Source organism: Streptomyces cinnabarinus, assembly GCF_027270315.1.
GTDB classification, from domain to species: Bacteria; Actinomycetota; Actinomycetes; order Streptomycetales; family Streptomycetaceae; genus Streptomyces; species Streptomyces cinnabarinus.
In genome coordinates, this window is sequence record NZ_CP114413.1 from 3,121,067 (window position 1) to 3,139,061 (window position 17,995).

General features: G+C 72.2%; 17 protein-coding genes. 2 read left to right on the forward strand and 15 right to left on the reverse strand.

The annotated features are described in order from the left end of the window. Positions 1-24: 24 nt before the first annotated feature. The 9 genes from STRCI_RS14075 to STRCI_RS14115 all read right to left on the reverse strand — a co-directional run bounded on the left by STRCI_RS14075 (position 25) and on the right by STRCI_RS14115 (position 8,127). Positions 25-501: a hypothetical protein gene (locus STRCI_RS14075; RefSeq protein WP_269659278.1), complete on the reverse strand. Its 477-nt coding sequence runs from the start codon at positions 499-501 to the stop codon at positions 25-27. 155 nt (positions 502-656) lie between these two features. Continuing rightward, positions 657-1,010, reverse strand: coding sequence for a cytidine/deoxycytidylate deaminase family protein (locus tag STRCI_RS14080; protein WP_269659279.1), 354 nt, complete (start codon positions 1,008-1,010; stop codon positions 657-659). Positions 1,011-1,033: 23 nt separating this feature from the next. Beyond that, entirely contained in the window at positions 1,034-1,393 is a 360-nt protein-coding gene (locus tag STRCI_RS14085) for an MmcQ/YjbR family DNA-binding protein (protein WP_269659280.1), read from the reverse strand. Further along, entirely contained in the window at positions 1,390-2,688 is a 1,299-nt protein-coding gene (locus STRCI_RS14090; protein WP_269659281.1) for a hemolysin family protein, read from the reverse strand. Before STRCI_RS14090 ends, STRCI_RS14085 begins: the two co-directional genes overlap by 4 nt. Beyond that, positions 2,685-3,182 carry an rRNA maturation RNase YbeY gene (ybeY, locus tag STRCI_RS14095; protein WP_015660473.1) on the reverse strand — a complete coding sequence of 166 codons (498 nt, stop codon included), beginning with the start codon at positions 3,180-3,182 and terminating at the stop codon, positions 2,685-2,687. The genes STRCI_RS14090 and ybeY overlap by 4 nt, the downstream gene beginning before the upstream one ends. Before the next feature lie 13 nt (positions 3,183-3,195). Beyond that, entirely contained in the window at positions 3,196-4,254 is a 1,059-nt protein-coding gene (locus tag STRCI_RS14100) for a PhoH family protein (protein WP_015660472.1), read from the reverse strand. 379 nt (positions 4,255-4,633) lie between these two features. Beyond that, positions 4,634-5,779, reverse strand: coding sequence for a carbohydrate kinase family protein (locus tag STRCI_RS14105; RefSeq protein WP_269659282.1), 1,146 nt, complete (start codon positions 5,777-5,779; stop codon positions 4,634-4,636). A 138-nt stretch (positions 5,780-5,917) separates the two neighbouring features. Then, a complete protein-coding gene (locus STRCI_RS14110; RefSeq protein WP_269659283.1) occupies positions 5,918-7,207 on the reverse strand; it encodes a glucarate dehydratase family protein in 1,290 nt (429 codons plus the stop codon). After that, positions 7,204-8,127, reverse strand: a complete 924-nt coding sequence (locus STRCI_RS14115; protein WP_269659284.1) for a 5-dehydro-4-deoxyglucarate dehydratase — start codon at positions 8,125-8,127, stop codon at positions 7,204-7,206. Before STRCI_RS14115 ends, STRCI_RS14110 begins: the two co-directional genes overlap by 4 nt. Before the next feature lie 305 nt (positions 8,128-8,432). On the opposite strand from STRCI_RS14115, the gene STRCI_RS14120 reads away from it, so the two are divergent. Further along, the gene (locus STRCI_RS14120; protein WP_269659285.1) at positions 8,433-9,617 is read left to right on the forward strand and encodes an MFS transporter; all 1,185 of its coding nucleotides are present in this window, start codon (positions 8,433-8,435) and stop codon (positions 9,615-9,617) included. An 86-nt stretch (positions 9,618-9,703) separates the two neighbouring features. Here STRCI_RS14120 and STRCI_RS14125 read toward each other — a convergent pair whose 3' ends face one another. From STRCI_RS14125 to STRCI_RS14145, 5 genes are all read right to left on the reverse strand, one after another. Then, entirely contained in the window at positions 9,704-10,693 is a 990-nt protein-coding gene (locus STRCI_RS14125; protein ID WP_269659286.1) for an adenosine deaminase, read from the reverse strand. 20 nt (positions 10,694-10,713) lie between these two features. Next, positions 10,714-11,619 (reverse strand): ribonuclease Z, encoded by a 906-nt coding sequence (locus STRCI_RS14130; RefSeq protein ID WP_269659287.1) that lies wholly within the window; start codon positions 11,617-11,619, stop codon positions 10,714-10,716. Between the two features lie 6 nt (positions 11,620-11,625). Beyond that, positions 11,626-11,979: a histidine triad nucleotide-binding protein gene (locus STRCI_RS14135; protein ID WP_269659288.1), complete on the reverse strand. Its 354-nt coding sequence runs from the start codon at positions 11,977-11,979 to the stop codon at positions 11,626-11,628. A 100-nt stretch (positions 11,980-12,079) separates the two neighbouring features. Then, positions 12,080-15,271, reverse strand: a complete 3,192-nt coding sequence (locus STRCI_RS14140) for a S41 family peptidase (RefSeq protein ID WP_269659289.1) — start codon at positions 15,269-15,271, stop codon at positions 12,080-12,082. Positions 15,272-15,325: 54 nt separating this feature from the next. After that, positions 15,326-15,871 (reverse strand): hypothetical protein, encoded by a 546-nt coding sequence (locus STRCI_RS14145; protein ID WP_269659290.1) that lies wholly within the window; start codon positions 15,869-15,871, stop codon positions 15,326-15,328. Positions 15,872-15,982: 111 nt separating this feature from the next. Between STRCI_RS14145 and STRCI_RS14150 the strand changes: the two genes are divergently transcribed. After that, complete coding sequence (locus STRCI_RS14150; protein ID WP_269659291.1) at positions 15,983-17,605, forward strand: hypothetical protein; 1,623 nt, start codon at positions 15,983-15,985, stop codon at positions 17,603-17,605. Here STRCI_RS14150 and STRCI_RS14155 read toward each other — a convergent pair. Further along, positions 17,602-17,994, reverse strand: coding sequence for a VOC family protein (locus STRCI_RS14155; RefSeq protein ID WP_269659292.1), 393 nt, complete (start codon positions 17,992-17,994; stop codon positions 17,602-17,604). The two genes, STRCI_RS14150 and STRCI_RS14155, sit on opposite strands and share 4 nt — an antisense overlap. Position 17,995 lies beyond the last annotated feature (1 nt).

Consider the following 17,995-nt stretch of genomic DNA (forward strand, 5'->3'; position numbering starts at 1 on the left):
CGCTCGCCCCTGGCGTCGGGCGGCTCAGTCGAAGACGAACGGGCCCGGTGACTGCGGTGCGGTCGCCGTGCAGGTGATGGTGATGCCGAAGACGGTCATCGTCAGCGAGCCGCCGAAGGCCTCCAGGCTGTCGCCGGCGGCGACGGTGCCGGGCAGCGGGCCGACCTGGACCGGGTCCCCGGCGGCCATCGCCGGGTTCTCGGTGGCGGTGAAGACGGTGGTGCCGCCGCCCGCCTTCACCAGGGTGAGCGTGGAGGCGATGGAGTCCGCGCCGAGCCCGATCGGCGCGGTGATGGCGGAGGAGTTGAGGGTCATCGTGGCGGCCGTGCCGTCCTGGGTGGCCGTCAGGGTGGCCGCGCCGCCGCCGAACGAGCCGCAGTCGGCGTCGATGGTGACCGACGTGGGGGTGACGGCCGCGGCGGTGGGCGCTAGGACGAGTCCGGTCAGGGCGAGGGTGCCGACCGCGACGGCCGCACCGGTGCCTAAGCGTGTGCCTCTCATGGGGTTCCCGATCCCTTCGGGTGTGGGGGGACCGACGGCCCGTCCTCGGCAGGTGGGTGCGGACACACTGCGGGAGGGCCGAATCTGACGGTCCGTCGGAACTTACGTTCCCATTGATGCGCGAGAGGCGAACCCCGGCAAGGATGAATTCCGGACTACTCCGCGGGAACGGTGCGCCGCACGGTGCCGTCGGGTCCGGCGACCAGCACCGGCGTCCCCGCCCCGCCCAGGTCCCGCACGGCCGCCAGGTCCTCCGCCGCCGCGCTCTCCGCCTCGGTCACCACCGCCGCCGCCTCCAGCGACTTCGCCCCGGACGCCACGGCCATCGCCACCGCCGTCCGCAGCGCGCTGAGCTTCAGCGAGTCCAGGTCCACGGTCCCGGCGACATAGGTACGGCCCGTCTCGTCGCGTACGGCGGCACCCTCGGGCACGCCGTTGCGGGCCCGCGCGGAACGGGCCAGGGTGACGATCTTGCGGTCCTCGGGGTCAAGCGCGTTGCTCTCGGTCATGCCCCGAGCATACGAAGTGCCCGTCAGGACCGGTCCAGGCGGAGGCGTTCGGCGCGCGGCAGGCCCGCCACGACCAGGTCGTAGGAGTCCTCGACGAGTTCCCGCACAAGCCGGTCGTCGAGGTCGCCGTCGACGGTGACCGTGTTCCAGTGCCGCTTGTTCATGTGGTAGCCGGGGACGATCAGCCCCGGGTGCTCCTCGCGCAGCCGCAGGGCGTCCTCGGGGTCGCACTTGAGGTTGACCGTCAGGGGCCGCGCGTCCAGGTTCGTCAGCGCGAAGAGCTTGCCGAGCACTTTGAAGACCGAGGTCTCGGGGTTGAACGGGAAGTCCTCCACCGCCGCGTTGAACGACAGGCAGAACGTGCGCAGCTCCTGGGGGGTCACGCGTCCTCCGGCTCCTCCTTGGCGGCGCCCACCGGCTCCACCAGCACGGTCACGATCTTGTTCCGGCGGCCCGCGGCGGCCTCCGCGGTCAGCCGCAGTTCCCGCTCGTCGGGCAGTTCCACGACGGCCGAGGCACCGGCGATGGGGACCCGGCCGAGCGCCTTGGCGAGCAGTCCGCCGACGGTCTCCACGTCCTCGTCGTCGTACTCGTCGAGGCCGTACAGCTCGCCGAGGTCGGTGATGTCGAGGCGGGCGGTGACCCGGAAGCGGTCCTCGCCCAGCTCCTCCACCGGGGGCAGTTCGCGGTCGTACTCGTCGGTGATCTCGCCGACGATCTCCTCCAGGATGTCCTCGATGGTGACGATCCCGGCGGTGCCGCCGTACTCGTCGATCACGACAGCGACGTGGTTGCGGTCCTGCTGCATCTCGCGCAGCAGGTCACCGGCGTTCTTGGTGTCGGGGACGAAGGCGGCGGGCCGCATCGCGGTGGAGACCAGCTCGCTCTCCGCGTCCCGGCTGATGTGCGTCTTGCGGGCCAGGTCCTTGAGGTAGACGATCCCGACGACGTCGTCCTCGCTCTCCCCGGTGACGGGTATCCGGGAGAAGCCGGACCGCAGGGCCAGGGTGAGGGCCTGGCGGATGGTCTTGTACCGCTCGATGACGATCAGGTCGGTGCGCGGGACCATGACCTCCCGCACAAGGGTGTCGCCGAGTTCGAAGACGGAGTGCACCATGCGGCGCTCCTCGTCCTCGATGAGGGACTCCTTCTCCGCGAGGTCGACCAGCGCGCGCAGCTCCGCCTCGGAGGCGAAGGGGCCGCGGCGGAAGCCCTTGCCGGGGGTGAGGGCGTTGCCGATGAGGATCAGCAGGGGCGGGATCGGGCCCATGATCCTGGCCAGCGGCAGCAGGACGTACGCCGCCGCCGTCGCGGTGTTCAGCGGGTGCTGGCGGCCGATGGTGCGCGGGGAGACCCCGACGGCGACATAGGAGACCAGCACCATCACGCCGATCGCGGCGAGCAGCGCCTGGGTGGTGCTGTCGATCTCGTTGAGGCAGGCGTAGGTGACCAGCGCGGCGGCGGCCATCTCGCAGGCGACGCGGACCAGCAGCGCCACGTTCAGATAGCGCGTCGGGTCGGCGGCGATCTGCGCGAGCTTGGCGCTGCCCCGCCGCCCCGAGCGGACGGCTTCCTCGGCGCGGAAGCTGGAGACGCGCGCCAGGCCCGCCTCCGCGCAGGCGGCGAGCCAGGCCACGACGACCAGCGCGATGGCGCCGAGGACGAGTTGCGGACTCATGAGACGGTCGGAGCCGGGGAGGGACCGGTCAGGCCCTTCTCCGCACGCCAGCCGTCCACGATGGCCGCCTGAAGTCCGAACATCTCGGCCTTCTCGTCGGGTTCCTCGTGGTCGTAGCCGAGCAGGTGCAGCACGCCATGGACGGTGAGCAACTGGAGCTCCTCGTCCATGGAGTGCTGCGTCGGCGCGTCCTCGCCCTGCTTCTTGGCGACCTCCGGGCAGAGCACGATGTCGCCGAGCAGGCCCTGCGGCGGCTCGTCGTCGTCCTTGGACGGCGGCCGGAGCTCGTCCATGGGAAAGGACATGACATCCGTCGGTCCTGGCAGGTCCATCCACTGGATGTGCAGCTGCTCCATGGCGTCGGCGTCCACGACGATCACCGAGAGCTCGGAGAGCGGGTGGATGCGCATCCGTGCGAGCGCGTAGCGGGCGATGTCGAGGATCGCCTGCTCATCGACCTCGGTACCGGACTCGTTGTTGACGTCGATCGACATGGTGCTGGTCTGTCTACTTCCGCTTGTTGCGGCCGCCCTTGTGGGTGCCGTTCTCCGTGCCGTGGTGGCTGTCGTACTTCTCGTACGCGTCGACGATACGGCCGACCAGCTTGTGCCGTACGACGTCATGGGATGTGAGGCGCGAGAAGTGGACGTCGTCCAGGCCCTCCAGGATGTCCTGGACCTGCCGCAGACCCGACTTGGTGCCGTTGGGCAGGTCGACCTGGGTCACGTCACCGGTGATGACGATCTTCGAGTCGAAGCCGAGCCGGGTGAGGAACATCTTCATCTGTTCGGGGCTGGTGTTCTGGGCCTCGTCCAGGATGATGAAGGCGTCGTTGAGCGTACGGCCACGCATGTACGCCAGCGGCGCGACCTCGATGGTCCCGGCGGCCATGAGCCTCGGGATGGAGTCGGGGTCGAGCATGTCGTGCAGCGCGTCGTACAGCGGGCGCAGGTAGGGGTCGATCTTCTCGTAGAGGGTGCCCGGCAGGAAGCCGAGGCGCTCTCCGGCCTCCACCGCGGGGCGGGTCAGGATGATGCGGTTGACCTGCTTGGACTGCAGGGCCTGCACCGCCTTGGCCATGGCGAGGTAGGTCTTGCCGGTACCGGCGGGGCCGATGCCGAAGACGATCGTGTGCTTGTCGATCGCGTCGACGTACCGCTTCTGGTTGAGGGTCTTCGGGCGGATCGTGCGTCCGCGCGAGGAGAGGATGTTCTGGGTGAGCACCTCGGCCGGGGTCTCCTGGCCGTCCCCCTCGCCGTTCCCGCTCGCCCGGAGCATGGCGATCGAGCGTTCCACTGCGTCCTCCGTCATCGGCTGCCCGGTGCGGAGCACCAGCATCATCTCGTCGAACAGGCGCTGGACAAGGGCGACTTCGGGGGCGTCGCCGACCGCGCTGATCTCATTGCCCCGGACATGTATGTCGACCGCCGGGAAGGCCTTCTCGATCACACGCAGGAGGGAGTCGCCGGACCCCAGCACGGTCACCATGGGGTGCTGGGCGGGGACGGTGAACTGTGCTCTCGCCTGCCCCTGCGCGGGAGTGTGAGCTGTGGGTGTCTGAGTCATGGGCCGGCTCTGTAGGCCTTGCTCGTCCTCCTCGGAAAGGTGCATCCGCCACGGGGGCGGCCTGGCGATTCCAGGGTACGCCGCACGACTGACAAGCCCGTAGGGCTTTTCGACCCGGGCACGTCATGGCCGGGGCCTGTCGTCAAATTCCCGTCGTCCGCCCGGAGGGCGGGCCGCGCGGCGTCTGGTGCGTGCGATCGCAAGGCGCTGAAGCCGCCCGCGATGGGGGTGCCCCCGCGCGAGCAGAGCGAAGCTCGGTTCGAGCGTGGGGGAGGAGTCACGTGGGCGTTTCAGCAACGCGGCTGGGGGTCCCCCTCTCTGGGGGAGTGCGTGCCAGGCGTCGCGCGGCAGGCGGGAATGTGACGACAGGCCCTGGGGCTCAGGCCGAGCGGCCGAAGCCGATGGTCGGGACCGCCCGGCGCAGCGGCCAGGGGCGTGCCTGCTCGGCGGGGACCAGGTCCGTCAGGAACGCGTACCGGCGCAGCGCCGCCGGGTCCTGGTCGTCGTAGGACTGGATCTCGCGCCACCAGGCGCCGATCTCCGCCCAGCCGGGGGCGGACAGGGAGCCGCCGAACTCCTGGACGGAGAGGGCGGCGGTGAGGCCCGCGAAGGCGAGGCGGTCGGCGAGCGGCCAGTCGGCGAGGGTGCCGGCGACGAATCCGGCGACGAAGACGTCCCCTGCGCCGGTGGGGTCGAGGGCCTCGACCGCGATGGCCGGCACCTCGGCGGTCTCACCGGTCCGCCGGTCCACGGCGTAGGCGCCGTCCGCGCCGAGGGTGACCACGGCGAGCGGGACGTGTTCGGTCAGGGCGTGGGCGGCGGCGCGCGGGCAGGAGGCGCCGGTGTAGCGCATGGCCTCCTCGGCGTTGGGCAGGAAGGCCTCGCAGTGCGCGAGGTCGGCGAGGCCCGCGAGGTCCCAGGCGCCGGTCTCGTCCCAGCCGACGTCGGCGAAGATCCGGGCACCCTTGGCGGCGGCCTGGGCGATCCAGGGGGCCTGCTTGCCGGGTTCCAGGGAGGCGACGGCGGCACGCGCGCGGGGCGGGCAGTCGGGGGCCGGCTCCTCCGGGGGCGGCTCGTGGCCGTGGGAGACCATCGTGCGCTCGTCCTCGTAGGCCATGGACACCGTCACCGGGGAGTGCCAGCCGGGGACGGTGCGCGACGGGGCGAGGTCGATGCCCTCGCCCTGCTCCAGGGCGTCCCAGCAGTACTCGCCGTAGTGGTCGTCCCCGAAGGCCGCCGCGAGGGAGGTCTTCAGGCCGAGGCGGGCCAGCGCGGTCGCCATGTTGGCGACGCCACCGGGGCTCGACCCCATGCCGCGCGCCCAGGACTCGGTGCCGCGCACCGGGGCGGAGTCGAGCCCGGTGAAAATGATGTCGAGGAAGACGGTGCCGGTGAGGTAGACGTCCCAGGGCGGGTCAGTGGGCGTGCGCAGCGCGGCCAGGGGGTCGACCTGGGCCGGACGGTGCGGCCTCCGGGCGACGGCGGAGGAGGGTCCCTTCCCGGTGGACGCGGCGGACGCGATCACGGTGCGCTCCCTGACGTGGTGCGGATCAGGCCAGTGTGCACCACAGCACTGACAACACGCCGCCGGTCGCACCGGGACCACCCGTCGCGTCAGACCACCGCAGCTCCCTGGCGTGCCACCCGGGGCGGCGTCATCGGGTCACCAGCGGGGCACGCTCGGTGTGACCCACCCCGGTTCGGCCACGCGCATGGCCGCCGCGTCGTCGCGCTCCCGCAGGGTGCCGTCGTCGTCCAGCCACCGCTGGTGCAGGAACCGCAGCCGGTCGTGGTCGAGTTCCACGCCGAGGCCGGGGGCGTCGGATACGGCGACCCGCCCGCCCTCGAACCGCAGCCGTTCCGTCAGCACGTCCTCCGACTGCCACGGGTAGTGGGAGTCACAGGCGTGATGGAGGTTCGGCACGGTGGACGCCACCTGCGTCATCGCGGCCAGGGAGATCCCGAGGTGGGTGTTGGAGTGCATGGACACCCCGACGCCGAAGGTGCGGCAGATCGCGGCGAGGTGCTGGGTGTTGCGCAGCCCGCCCCAGTAGTGGTGATCGGAGAGCACGACCTGCACGGCGTCCCGCCCGAACGCCTCCTTGATCTCGGCGAACGTCGTCACGCACATGTTGGTGGCGAGCGGCACGTCGGTCCCGGCGGAGACCTCGGCCATGGCCGGGGTGCCGAGCGCGGGGTCCTCCAGGTACTCCAGGACGTCCCCGAGCTCCTTCGCCACCTTCAGCGAGGTCTCCACCGACCAGGCACCGTTGGGGTCGAGCCGCAGCGGATGCGCGGGAAAGGCCGCCGCGAGCGCCCGTACGGCCGCGATCTCCTCGTCCGGCGGGAACACCCCGCCCTTGAGCTTGAACGAGGTGAAGCCGTACCGCTCGGTGAACTTCCGGGCCTGCTCCACGATCCCGGCCGGGTCCACGGCGGCGCCCCAGTCGTCCCGCTCGGCCGGCACGCCCTCGGGGTGCCCGGCCCACTTGTAGAACAGGTACGCGCTGTACTCGACCGAGTCGCGCACCTTGCCGCCGAGCAGCGCGTGCACGGGCTGCCCGAGGGCCTTGCCGAGCGCGTCCAGACAGGCCACCTCGAAGCCGGAGACCACGGACAGCCGCAGCTTGTCGGCGGTCTGGACGCCTCGCAGGCCGCCGACGTCGACCTGTCCGGAGACCCGGGAGCCGTCGACGGCGACCTCCTCGGCGATCGTGAACAGGCCGTTGAGATCGCCGACTTGACGCCCGATCAGCTTCTCGGCGAAGGGCCGGGCCAGCTCCAGGTACTTGGTATCGCCGTACGTCTCCCCGACGCCGGTGACCCCGTCGGCGGTCTCGACCTCCACGATCAGCCGGGGCGTGTAGGGCTGGTGGACGCCCTGGGTGTTGAGCAGGGGCGGGTCGGCGATCAGGATCGGGGTCAGCCGGACGTCCGTGATCGTGAGGTTCACAGGGCGGCTCCTACGAGGTCGAGGCCGGTGATGAGCAGGGACCTCAGGTCGGCCAGGTCGGCCGCCGAGGGGTCGGTGAGCGGGGCGCGCACCGGGCCCACCCAGCGGCCGCGCAGCCGCGCCGCCGCCTTCACCAGGGACACCGCGTATCCGGGCGCCCGGTCGCGGAGTTCGACGAGCGGAACATAGAAGTCGCGCAGCAGCCGCTCCAGTGTCTGCTCGTCGCCGGCGCGCAGGGCGGTGAAGAAGGCGGTCGCGATCTCGGGTGCGAAGGCGTGCACGGCGGAGGAGTAGGCGGGGACGCCGACGGTGGCGTAGGCGCGGGCCTGGATCTCGGCGGTGGCGGCGCCGTTGAAGAACAGGAAGCCCTCGGGGGCGGCGAGCGTGAGGCGCTGGAGCCGGTCGAGGTCGCTGTGGCCGTCCTTGAGCCCGATGACGGTCGGCAGGGCGGCGATCCGGCGCAACGAGTCGGCGGTGAAGGCGACTTGGCCGCGCTGGTAGACGATCAGCGGCAGCTGTGTCCGGGCGGCGATGTGCTCCACCTGCTTGACGAGCCCCTCCTGCGGCGCCGCGACCAGATAGTGCGGCAGGACGAGCAGGGCGTCGGCGCCCGCCTCCTCGGCGATGCGCGCGAACCGTACGGCCTGCGCCCAGCCGTAACCGATACCGGCGATCACGGGCAGCCGCCCGCCCGCCTCCCGCACCGCGAGGGAGACGACCGTCCGGTACTCCTCCTCGTCCAGCGAGAAGAACTCGCCGGTGCCGCAGGCGGGGAAGAGTGCGCCGGGGCCGGCCGCGACGCACGCGGCGGCATGGGCGCGGAAGCCGTCGGGGTCCAGGGAGCCGTCGTCGTGAAAGCTCGTCAGCGGGAAGGACAGCACCCCGCCCGCCAGCGCTTCGGAATCGAGGACCACCGTCATCCATCTCCCCATGCAGACGCCATCCATATATATAAACGAAGGTTAGGTATGCGAACGGCGAGGCGTCAATGGCCGGGTCCGCCGGGTCCGCACCGACGTCACTGGCTCGGCGCCTGGCGGGAGCGGGAGCGGCGGCGTTTACCCACTGGGTTACACCCCAAACAGAATGTGCCCCGGATCACACCTTCCCCCCTTCTTCGCGCCTGCCCCCGCTTGATACAAATTGCCCGCGCGTTCCTGTCCGTCGACGGTCGTCGCCCTTCCCCCTTTCTGAGCCGCTCCTTTCGCACGCCCTGGGAACGCCCGTGTCCGCCCGCACCACCCTGCCCTGGCCCCTCGTCGCCCTTTTCACGGCCGGGTACCTCGCCCCGTATCTCCTCCCGACCACCGTCGGCCGCCTCGACTCGGGGCTCCCCCTCACCGCCACCCAGGCGGGCGCCATCGGCAGTGCGCTGCTGCTGAGTTCGGCGTCGGCCGGGTTCCTGCTCGCCTCGCGCGTCGACCGGATCGGCCCGCGCCTGCTGGCCCGCCTCGGCCTCACGCTCGCGGTCGTCGGCTACGGCGGGGCCGCGCTGACCCACTCCGTCCCGGCCGTCGTGGCGGGCGCCCTGATCGGCGGCTTCGGCTCCGGGACGGCTACGGCTGTCGCCGCGACCGGGATCGCGGGGCGGCCGGATCCGCACCGGGTCACGACGTACGGGCTGCTCGGTGTCTCCGCGCTCGCGGGTGCGGTGTATCTGACGGTGCCGCGGCTCGGGCCCGGCCATGGGCTGCCGTTCGCCGCGATCGCGCTCACCGCGCTGCTGGTCTGGCCGCTGACGGGTCGCCTTGGTGTCTCGGGTCCGGGCGCCCGGGTCCGCCACGAGACCGGCCGGCTCCCCCAGCTGCGCTCCGGGCTGGTCCTCGCCGGCGCCCTGATGTTCTGGTCCCTCGCGCAGAACTCCCTGTGGGGGGTCAGCGGGCGGATCGGGCTGAGCCAGGCGCGGTTGAGCGAGGTCACGGTGGGTGTGGTGTTCGCGGTGGCGCTGGGGGCGGGGCTGCTGGGCGTGGTCGTGGCTGGTGCGCTCGGGCCGAGGCTGGGCCTCGCGGTCCCCATCGGCGCGGGTACGGCGGTTATCGCTGTCTGTATCGCGGTGAGTGCGTCGGCCCGGGATCTTGCGACGTTCGCGGGCGGGGAGATCGCCTGGAACGCGCTCTATCCGATCGTGTTGTCGTACGTCATCGAGCTTGCGGCGTCTTTGGACGGACGGGGGCGGTGGGCGGTGCTGGTCGGGTCCGCGTCGTCCTTGGGTACGGCGGCCGGGCCGCTCACGGGCAGTGTTCTCTCGGCCCAGGCGGGCTTCCCAGTGATGGGGGCGGTGTTGGCGGTGGGGCTGTTGGTGATCGCCGTACCCATGACCGTGGTTGCTCTCCGGGCGGGCCGGTCGACATTGCCTGTGGTGGAGATTCCTGTCGAAGAGCACGCCTACGAGGCTGCGACTGCTGCTTGACCGGGCGGGTGCGGGTTGACTGTGGCTTGTCGCGCCCACGCGACGGAGCCGCAATTCGACACAGCCCCGCGCCCCTGACCGGTACCTCAGAACGCGTAGTTCTCCACCTCTGCCAGATAGCCCGCCCGCTTCTCCTCGTCGTCGTCCAGGAAGCTCGCCAGGAACGAATTGCGGGCCAGCTCACGGAGGCGTTCTTCGCTCAGGCCGAGGGCCTCTCGTACCGCGGTGAAGTTGTCGTCCGCGTAGCCGCCGAAGTACGCCGGATCGTCGGAGTTGACCGTGCAGAGCAGGCCCGCTTCGAGCATCGCGGGCAGCGGGTGGTCCGCCAGGGTGTCCACCGTGCGCAGGCGGACGTTCGACAGGGGGCAGAGCGTCAGCGGGACTCGGTCGCGGGCCAGGCGGGCGACCAGGTCCGGTGACTCCATGCAGCGCAGGCCGTGGTCGACGCGCTCCACGCCGAGGATGTCCAGGGCCTCGGTGATGTACTCCGGCGGGCCCTCCTCCCCGGCGTGGGCCACGCGGCGCAGGCCGAGGGCGGCGGCGGTCTCGTAGACCTCGCGGAACTTCACCGGCGGGTGCCCGACCTCGGCGGAGTCGAGGCCGACACCGATGATCCGGTCCAGGTACGGCTTCGCCGCGTCCAGGGTGGCGAGGGCCGACTCGGCGGACTCGTCGCGCAGGAAGCAGAGGATCAGGTGGGTGGAGACGCCGTGGTTCTCCTCGCTGCGGTCCAGTGCCCTGGAGAGCCCCTCGACGACCGTTCCCATGCCGACGCCGCGCGCGATGTGCGCCTGCGGGTCGAAGAAGATCTCCGCGTGCCGCACACCCTGCGCGGCGGCCCGCGCGAGGTAGGCGTTGGCGAGGTCCTCGAAGTCCCGCTCGGTGCGCAGCACCGCCATCAGCTCGTAGTACAGGTTCAGGAAGGACTGCAGATCCTCGAACCGGTACGCCTCGCGCAGCGCGTCGGTGGTCGCGTACGGCAGCTCGACGCCGTTGCGCGCGGCCAGCTCGAAGGCCAGCTCGGGCTCCAGCGTGCCTTCGATGTGGAGGTGCAGTTCTGCTTTCGGGAGGGGCATCAAAGTATCGTACGGGCGTTTCACCGACGTTTCGGAACCGGCACCCGCAGAAGATCGTGTGCCACCGTCAGCTCCCCCTCGAATCCGGCGGCCCGCGCCTGGCGCTCGAACTCGTCGGGCTCGGAGTAGCGCTGGCTGAAGTGCGTGAGGACCAGATGCCGTACGCCCGCGTCCCGCGCCACCCGCGCCGCCTGCCCGGCGGTGAGGTGGCCGTGCTCGACGGCGAGGTCGGTGTCCTCGTCGAGGAAGGTCGACTCGATGACGAGGAGGTCGCAGCCGTCGGCCAGGGCGTGCACGCCGTCGCAGAGCCGGGTGTCCATGACGAACGCGAAACGCTGGCCCCGGCGCACCTCGCTGACGTCGTCCAGCCGTACGTCCCCGAGGGCGCCCTCGCGCTGGATCCGGCCGACGTCCGGGCCCTTGATGCCGTGCGCGGCGAGCCGGTCCGGGAGCATCCGGCGGCCGTCGGGCTCGACGAGGCGGTAGCCGTAGGACTCGACCGGGTGGGAGAGCTTGCGCGCCTGGAGGGTGTACGTCGCGGTCGTCGCGAGGTCGCCGTCCTCGTCGACCGGTGCCTGCTGGATTCCGACCGTCTCCCGGTACGCGGTCGCGTAGCGCAGGCGGTCGAAGAAGCGCTGGCCCGACTTCGGGTAGTGCGCGGTGATCTCGTGCGGCACCTTGTCGAGGTTGATCCGCTGGATGACCCCGGCGAGGCCGAGCGAGTGGTCGCCGTGGAAGTGCGTGACGCAGATCCGGTTCAGGTCGTGGGCGGCGACCCCGGCGCGCAGCATCTGGCGCTGGGTGCCCTCGCCCGGGTCGAAGAGGATGCCCTCGCCGTCCCAGCGCAGGAGGTAGCCGTTGTGGTTGCGGTGCCGGGTCGGGACCTGGCTGGCGGTGCCGAGGACGACGAGTTCGCGTACGGACATGGCTGGTTATCCGGGGGGCCACTGCATGCCGCGGCCGCCGAGGACGTGGGCGTGGGCGTGGAAGACGGTCTGGCCTGCGCCGGCTCCGGTGTTGAAGACGACGCGGTAGGAGTCGAGCTGCTGCTCGTCGGCCACCTCCTTGGTCTCCCGGAGTACGTCGGCGGCCAGTTCCGGGGCGGCGGTGGCCAGTTCCGCGGCGTTCGGGTAGTGGGCCTTGGGGATCACCAGGATGTGGACCGGGGCCTGGGGGTTGATGTCCTGGAACGCGACGGTGGTCTTGGTCTCGCGGACGATTGTTGCGGGGACGTGGCCCTCTGCGATTTTGCAGAACAGGCAGTCCTCCTGCGGTTCTCCCGGCATGTGCGGTTCCTTTCCGAGGGTGCGCCTGATGATTCGGGGGGCATCGTATCGTCGGCGGGTGCGGGTGATTTGTGGCTGGTCGCGCAGTTCCCCGCGCCCCTCAGGTGGGAATCGTCGGCGGAGTTTTCGCCGGACGCTCCTCCAACGACTCCAGGGCGATCCTGATCGCCTCGTCCAACTGGGTGTCCCTGCCCGCCACATGGTCCTGCGGGCGCTGCACGACCTCCACGTCCGGATCCACCCCGTGGTTCTCCACGCCCCAGCCCTGTCCCTCCAGCCAGATCGCGTACTTCGGCTGGGTGATCAGGGTGCCGTCGACCAGGCGATAGCGGCTGTCGATGCCGATCACGCCGCCCCAGGTGCGGGTGCCCACCACCGGGCCTATGCCGAGGGCCTTGATGGCCGCGTTGACGATGTCGCCGTCGGAGCCGGAGAACTCGTCGGCGACGGCCACGACCGGGCCGCGCGGGGCGTCGTCCGGGTAGGTGTACGGCCGCATGCCGCGCGGCGCTCCCCAGCCGACGATCCGCCGGGCCAGCTTCTCCACGACGAGCTGTGAGGTGTGGCCGCCGCGGTTCTCGCGGAGGTCGACGACGAGGCCCTCCCGGGCCACCTCGACGCGCAGGTCGCGATGGATCTGAGCCCAGCCGGGGGCCTGCATGTCGGGGACGTGGAGGTAGCCGAGGCGGCCGCCGGAGTGCTCGTGGACGTAGGCCCGGCGGCCGGCCACCCAGTCGTGGTAGCGCAGGGGTTCCTCGTCGGCCACGGGAACCACCACCGGGTGCCGCGGCTCGCCGCCGCCCGCCGGGGACACGGTCAGTTCGACGGGCCTGCCCGCCGTGCCGACCAGCAGGGGGCCGGGTCCGGTCACCGGGTCGACCGGGACTCCGTTGACCGCGACGACGGCGTCCCCCGCGCGGACCGCGACCCCGGGTGCCGCGAGCGGGGCGCGGGCCTGGGGGTCGGAGGTCTCCGAGGGGAGGATGCGGTCGATGCGCCAAGTGCCGTCCTCGCGGCGGGAGATGTCCGCGCCGAGCAGGCCCTGCCGGGGTCCGCCGCCGGAGCCGCCGCGCGGGACGACGTAGGCGTGCGAGGTGCCCAGTTCGCCCTGGACCTCGTAGAGGAGGTCCACCAGGTCGTCGTGGGTGGCCACGCGGTCCAGCACCGGGCGGTAGCGGTCGAGGGCCCCGGCCCAGTCCACTCCGCTCATGTCGGGGCGCCAGAAGTGGTCCCGCATGACGCGGCCGGTCTCCTCGTACATCTGCCGCCACTCGGCGGCCGGGTCGACGAGGTGGCGTACCCGGCCGAGGTCGACGGTGATGTTGGCGTCGCTGTCGTCGTCGTTCGGGGCGCGCCGGTCGCTGGGGACCACCTTCAGGCGGTCGTTCGTCCAGAGGAGGACGCGCTTGCCGTCGCCGCTGACCTCGAAGTGGTCGGCGTCGGCGGCCAGATGCTCCACGCGGCGCTGGACCAGGTCGTAGCGCTCCAGGTCGGACTTGGGGTCGGTGTCCTCCGGGGTGGCGCGGGAGGCGCCGAGTTCACCGGTGACGGGGTGGCGCAGCCAGAGCACGCCGTCCTTGGCGGCGCGCAGGTGGGTGTAGCGGGCGGCCTCGACGGGGAACGGCACGATCCGGTCGGCGAGCCCTTCGAGGTCGATCCGGGTGGTCGGGGTGCCCTCGCCGTCGGGCGTCTCGTCCTTGTCCGGCGCGTCGACGGGCCGCCCGTGCCGCTGCGGTCCGAACGGCGAGGGCGTGGTCGCGGCCAGCGTGATCAGGTACGGGCGGGAACCGGCCACGAAGGCCAGGTCGAAGACGTGCTCGTCATAGACCGGGTCGAAGGAGCGGGCGGAGAGGAAGGCGAGGTGCTTGCCGTCCTGGGTGAACGCCGGCGCGTAGTCCTGGAAGCGCAGCGGCGTGGCCTCGGTGACGGACAGGTCCGTGGTGTTGGCCAGCCGCAGCTGGCTGAGCGGGCTCGGTCCGGGGTGCGACCAGGCCAGCCAGGCCGAGTCCGGGGAGAAGACCAGTCCCGAGGCGTCGCCGTCGGCGCTGCGGTCGACCTCGCGGACCTCGCCGGTCTCCCGCTCGACGAGCAGCACGCGCCCGTCGTGCGAGGCGACGGCGGCCCGGCTGCCGTCGGGGGCCACCGCGAGGCCCAGAACACGGCCGAGCTGCCCGGCGGCGAGCCTGCGCGGGGTGGCGCCCGGGGCGAGCCCGGTCGCGGGGGCGAACTCCAGCGCGTCGTCACCCTCGGCGTCGGTCACCCACACCGCCCACTCCTCCCCCTCCACGCGGAAGGTGCGGGGCTTTCGGGCCCGTACGCCGGGTTCGGCGGCCAGGGCGCGGGCGGGTCCTGAGCGGTGGGTGACCCAGTGCACGGAACCGCGGACGAGGACCGCGCTCCCGCGGCCGGTGTGGTCGGGGGCCGCGGCGCCGAACCAGCGGGCGGCGTTGACCGGGTGCGGGCGGCGGTCGGTGCGCTGGCCGCCGAGCCGGATGTCCAGGCGGCGCGGCTCGGCGCCGTCCAGGTCGTCCAGCAGCCACAGTTCACCGGCCGACGCGTACATGACACGGGTGCCGTCACCGGCGGCGTGCCGGGCGTAGAAACCCTCGGCGGGGGTGTGGCGGCGCAGGTCGGAGCCGTCGGCGAGGGAGGAGTAGAGGGCGCCGACGCCCTCGTGGTCGCTGAGGAAGGCGATGCGGTCACCGGCCCAGACCGGGTACTCGATGTTCCCGTCCAGCTCCTCGTGCAGCCGGACGAACTCGCCCTGCCCGTCCCGGTCGATCCACAGCTTCCCGGCCCGGCCGCCCCGGTACCGCTTCCAGTACGCCGCCTCCAGGCTCATCACCGCCGACAGCAGCACGGTGTGCGGCCCGTACGCCACGTCCCCGACGATCCCGTACGGCAGGGTCGTGGCCGGTCCGCCGTCGAGCGGGACGGCGTACGCCCAGGTGCGGTCGCGGCTGGCCCGGCCCTGGTTGCTGACGGCGAGGACCTGTCCGTCGGGGGTCCAGCCGCGGACCCGGGTCCGGGCGCCCCAGTACGTCAGCCGGGTGGCGGGGCCGCCCTCCACCGGGGCGATGAGCACCTCGGGGGCGCCGTCGCGGGTGGAGGTCCAGGCGACGGTGGTGCCGTCGGGCGAGATCCGCGGCAGGGTGACCGGCATGTTGTCGGCGCTGACCCGCCAGGCCCGGCCGCCGTCCAGGGGGGCGAGCCAGACGTCGTCCTCGGCGGTGAAGGCGACCAACTCGCCGTGCAGATGCGGGAACCGGAGATACGCGGCAGGCTGGGTCACCCGGTCACCCTACGCAGACACGTGACCCTGAGTAAGGGGTTTGCGATCACTGGCTCACTTGCCCTCGGGCCAGCACTGCGGATCCTGCTTGCACCACAGCGTCTTGGTGACGGTCACCGTGACCGTGGGCCCCGGCTGCTCGGCGCCGCCGCTGGGCGGGGAGACCGGTGAGGGCGTGCCCTCGCAGTCGCCGAGCCCGTCGACCTCGAACCACACCTTGTCGCCCACCTTGGCGGTGAGATGTCCGCGCACACACTTGCCGTCGGTCGCGCGGGTGACGGCACCGTCGACGGTGATGTCCTTGCCGTCCTCGGTCTTACCGGTGCAGTCGACCTCGGCCACCGTCTGCTCGCCCGCGCTCGGCGTCGACCCGTCGCCCTTGTCGCCGTAGGAGGCGGTGCAGGTGAGCCACTGGACCTCCGCCTTCTGGCGCTCCAGCTCCCGGGTGGCCGTCTGATCGGTGGTCCACGCGATGGTCGCGGCGCTCATGCCTCCGCCCTCGCACGCGACCGCCCCGCCGACGGCGAGCACGACCAGTCCCGCCGCACCAGCCACTCGTGCCCCGCGCGGGTGAACCCAAATCCGCCTCAACACCCCCATGGAGGGCAGCCTGCCACTGTCCGGCCCGGCGCGGTAGAGCGCATACGGTCACTCAGGACTCCCGCACGTCACAATCGAGTGCCGCCCAACTGCCGCCGCACCGGAGGACCGTTGACACCGCCGCGGATCCGCACGCCCCGCATCCTGCCCGGACCACGTGTCCCCGACGAGCCCGGACAGAGCGCCGAGCCACCGGCCGAGCCACCGGCCGGACCGCCCGCGCCGCCGCGCAGGCGCCGGGTGCGGATGCTCGTCGACGTGGTCGACCAGCCGGACGAAGTGGCGTATGTCACCGACCTGTTCGAGGAGCGCGGCTGGGCCGTGCGCCCGGCTCGGGACGAGGAGGCGACCGCCGTCGCCCACCGCACCACGCTCGTCGTCGAGGTCCGGCTGCACGGCGCCCGGCTCGGCGCCCTGCGCACGGCCACCATGGAGGTGGAACGGCTCGTCAAGCAGGCCGAGTTGGGCGCCTGGGTGCGGGACACGGCCCTCGTCGAGCACGAACGCCCGGCCAGGACGACGTACTACGTGCACCGCGCGGGCCCGACCCTGGGCCGGGTGTGGATCCGGCTGGGCGGGGCGGACGAGCAGCGCGCGGTGACCGTACCGGCGGGGCCGGACTCCCGGCAGGAGGCGGAGGCCGAGCTGGCGGCGCGCGACCTGGGCGGGCGCCCCTTCGACCCGGCGGCGCACGCGCTGCGGGTGCCGGGCCACTCGGACGCGGACCCGCCGCGCGACGAGAGCCCGCACGAGCGCCGGGTCCGGCTGGTGTGGCTGGGCGCGTCCGTGGCGGGACTGCTGGCCGCGATCGTCTGCGGGATGTACGTCGCCTGGGCCGAGGGCGCCTGGCAGCTGCTGCCCGCGCTGCTCAGCACGGCGGGCGCACTGCCGCTGGGCCGGACGGCCAAGGAGACCCGGGCACGGGGTACCGCGGTCCAGTGGGCGGTGGGGATCGCGGGCACCACGGCGCTGGCGGCCTTCGGTGCGCTGCTGGGCCAGGACAGCGAGCCCCGGCAGCTGCTGCTCGGGATGCTGCTCGGCGTCTTCGGCCTGTTCACCGGCGCCGGCGTGGTCCTCGCGGTGCGCCGCACCTTCTTCACCCGGCACGCGGCCTGGCTGGTGCCGCTGTCGGTGCCGGTGCTGTGGTCGATGGTGGGCTGGCTGGGCGGCCAGATGCACGCCGCGTACCTGGACCGCTTCGACATCCGCGCGGACGCGGTGCCCACCTCGACCCTCGGCAGGTATCTGGCGGCGGCCGAGCCCATGGGACTCGCCCTGGGCAGCGCGGTGTTCTTCGTGGCGGTCGTCGGCTGGCTGCGCCACTTCCACCTGGGCCGGGACGGCAGCAACCGGCTCTTCGCCGTGGTGCTGGCCACCCTGCTCGGGGTGGTCTTCGCGCTGACCGCGATCGGCATCGGCACCCGGAACGCGGCGAGCGCGGCGGGCCGGGCCGCGGAGAACGTCGGCCGCGAGGGCACCCGCCCGCCGGACTACTTCGGCGTCTACGCCCACTTCGTCTGCGTGACCCCGGTGGACCCGGACAAGCCCCTGGCGGTCGACAACGGCCCGGCCCCCACCGACCACCCGGTGGTCTCCTTCGGCACGGCCGCCGACTGGATCTGGCTGTGGGACCCGGAACGCGGCAACGGGCAGAAGCAGCAGGAGTCCTTCGCGGTCCGCAGAGAGGACGTCCAGCTCCTCCCCGCCACCCACCCAGAGTCCAAGACCTGCTAGCCGAGGAGCAGTTGCCACTCCTGGAGTTCCACCAGATTGCCCTCGGGGTCCTTCAGATGGGCGACCCGCATCCGCTCCGTCAGCGATGCCGGGCCGTGCACGATCACCGCCCCGCGTTCGGTGATCCGCGCGCAGTAGTCGTCCAGGTCGTCCACCCGCAGTACCACCAGCGAGCGGTGCCCGGTGGCCGTGTCGTCCAGCTCACCCAGCCACTCGGCCATCGCCGCCCGGTCCTGCAACGCGATCCCCGCCGACCCGGTGGCCGGGCTGAGCTTCTCGTACGGCCCCTCGGCCGCCCCCGACTGCGGCTTCAGGCCGAGGACATCGGCGTAGAAGCGGTAGCAGGCGGCGAAGTCGCTGACCAGCAGCCGGACCTGGGCGAGTTCCACG

Coding starts and splice junctions, on each gene's coding strand:
- STRCI_RS14075 (WP_269659278.1), bottom strand. CDS start 501: ATGAGAGGCACACGCTTAGGCACCGGTGCGGCCGTCGCGGTCGGCACC.
- STRCI_RS14080 (WP_269659279.1), bottom strand. CDS start 1,010: ATGACCGAGAGCAACGCGCTTGACCCCGAGGACCGCAAGATCGTCACC.
- STRCI_RS14090 (WP_269659281.1), bottom strand. CDS start 2,688: ATGAGTCCGCAACTCGTCCTCGGCGCCATCGCGCTGGTCGTCGTGGCC.
- ybeY (WP_015660473.1), bottom strand. CDS start 3,182: ATGTCGATCGACGTCAACAACGAGTCCGGTACCGAGGTCGATGAGCAG.
- STRCI_RS14100 (WP_015660472.1), bottom strand. CDS start 4,254: ATGACTCAGACACCCACAGCTCACACTCCCGCGCAGGGGCAGGCGAGA.
- STRCI_RS14115 (WP_269659284.1), bottom strand. CDS start 8,127: ATGACGGTGGTCCTCGATTCCGAAGCGCTGGCGGGCGGGGTGCTGTCC.
- STRCI_RS14125 (WP_269659286.1), bottom strand. CDS start 10,693: ATGCCCCTCCCGAAAGCAGAACTGCACCTCCACATCGAAGGCACGCTG.
- STRCI_RS14130 (WP_269659287.1), bottom strand. CDS start 11,619: ATGTCCGTACGCGAACTCGTCGTCCTCGGCACCGCCAGCCAGGTCCCG.
- STRCI_RS14135 (WP_269659288.1), bottom strand. CDS start 11,979: ATGCCGGGAGAACCGCAGGAGGACTGCCTGTTCTGCAAAATCGCAGAG.
- STRCI_RS14145 (WP_269659290.1), bottom strand. CDS start 15,871: ATGGGGGTGTTGAGGCGGATTTGGGTTCACCCGCGCGGGGCACGAGTG.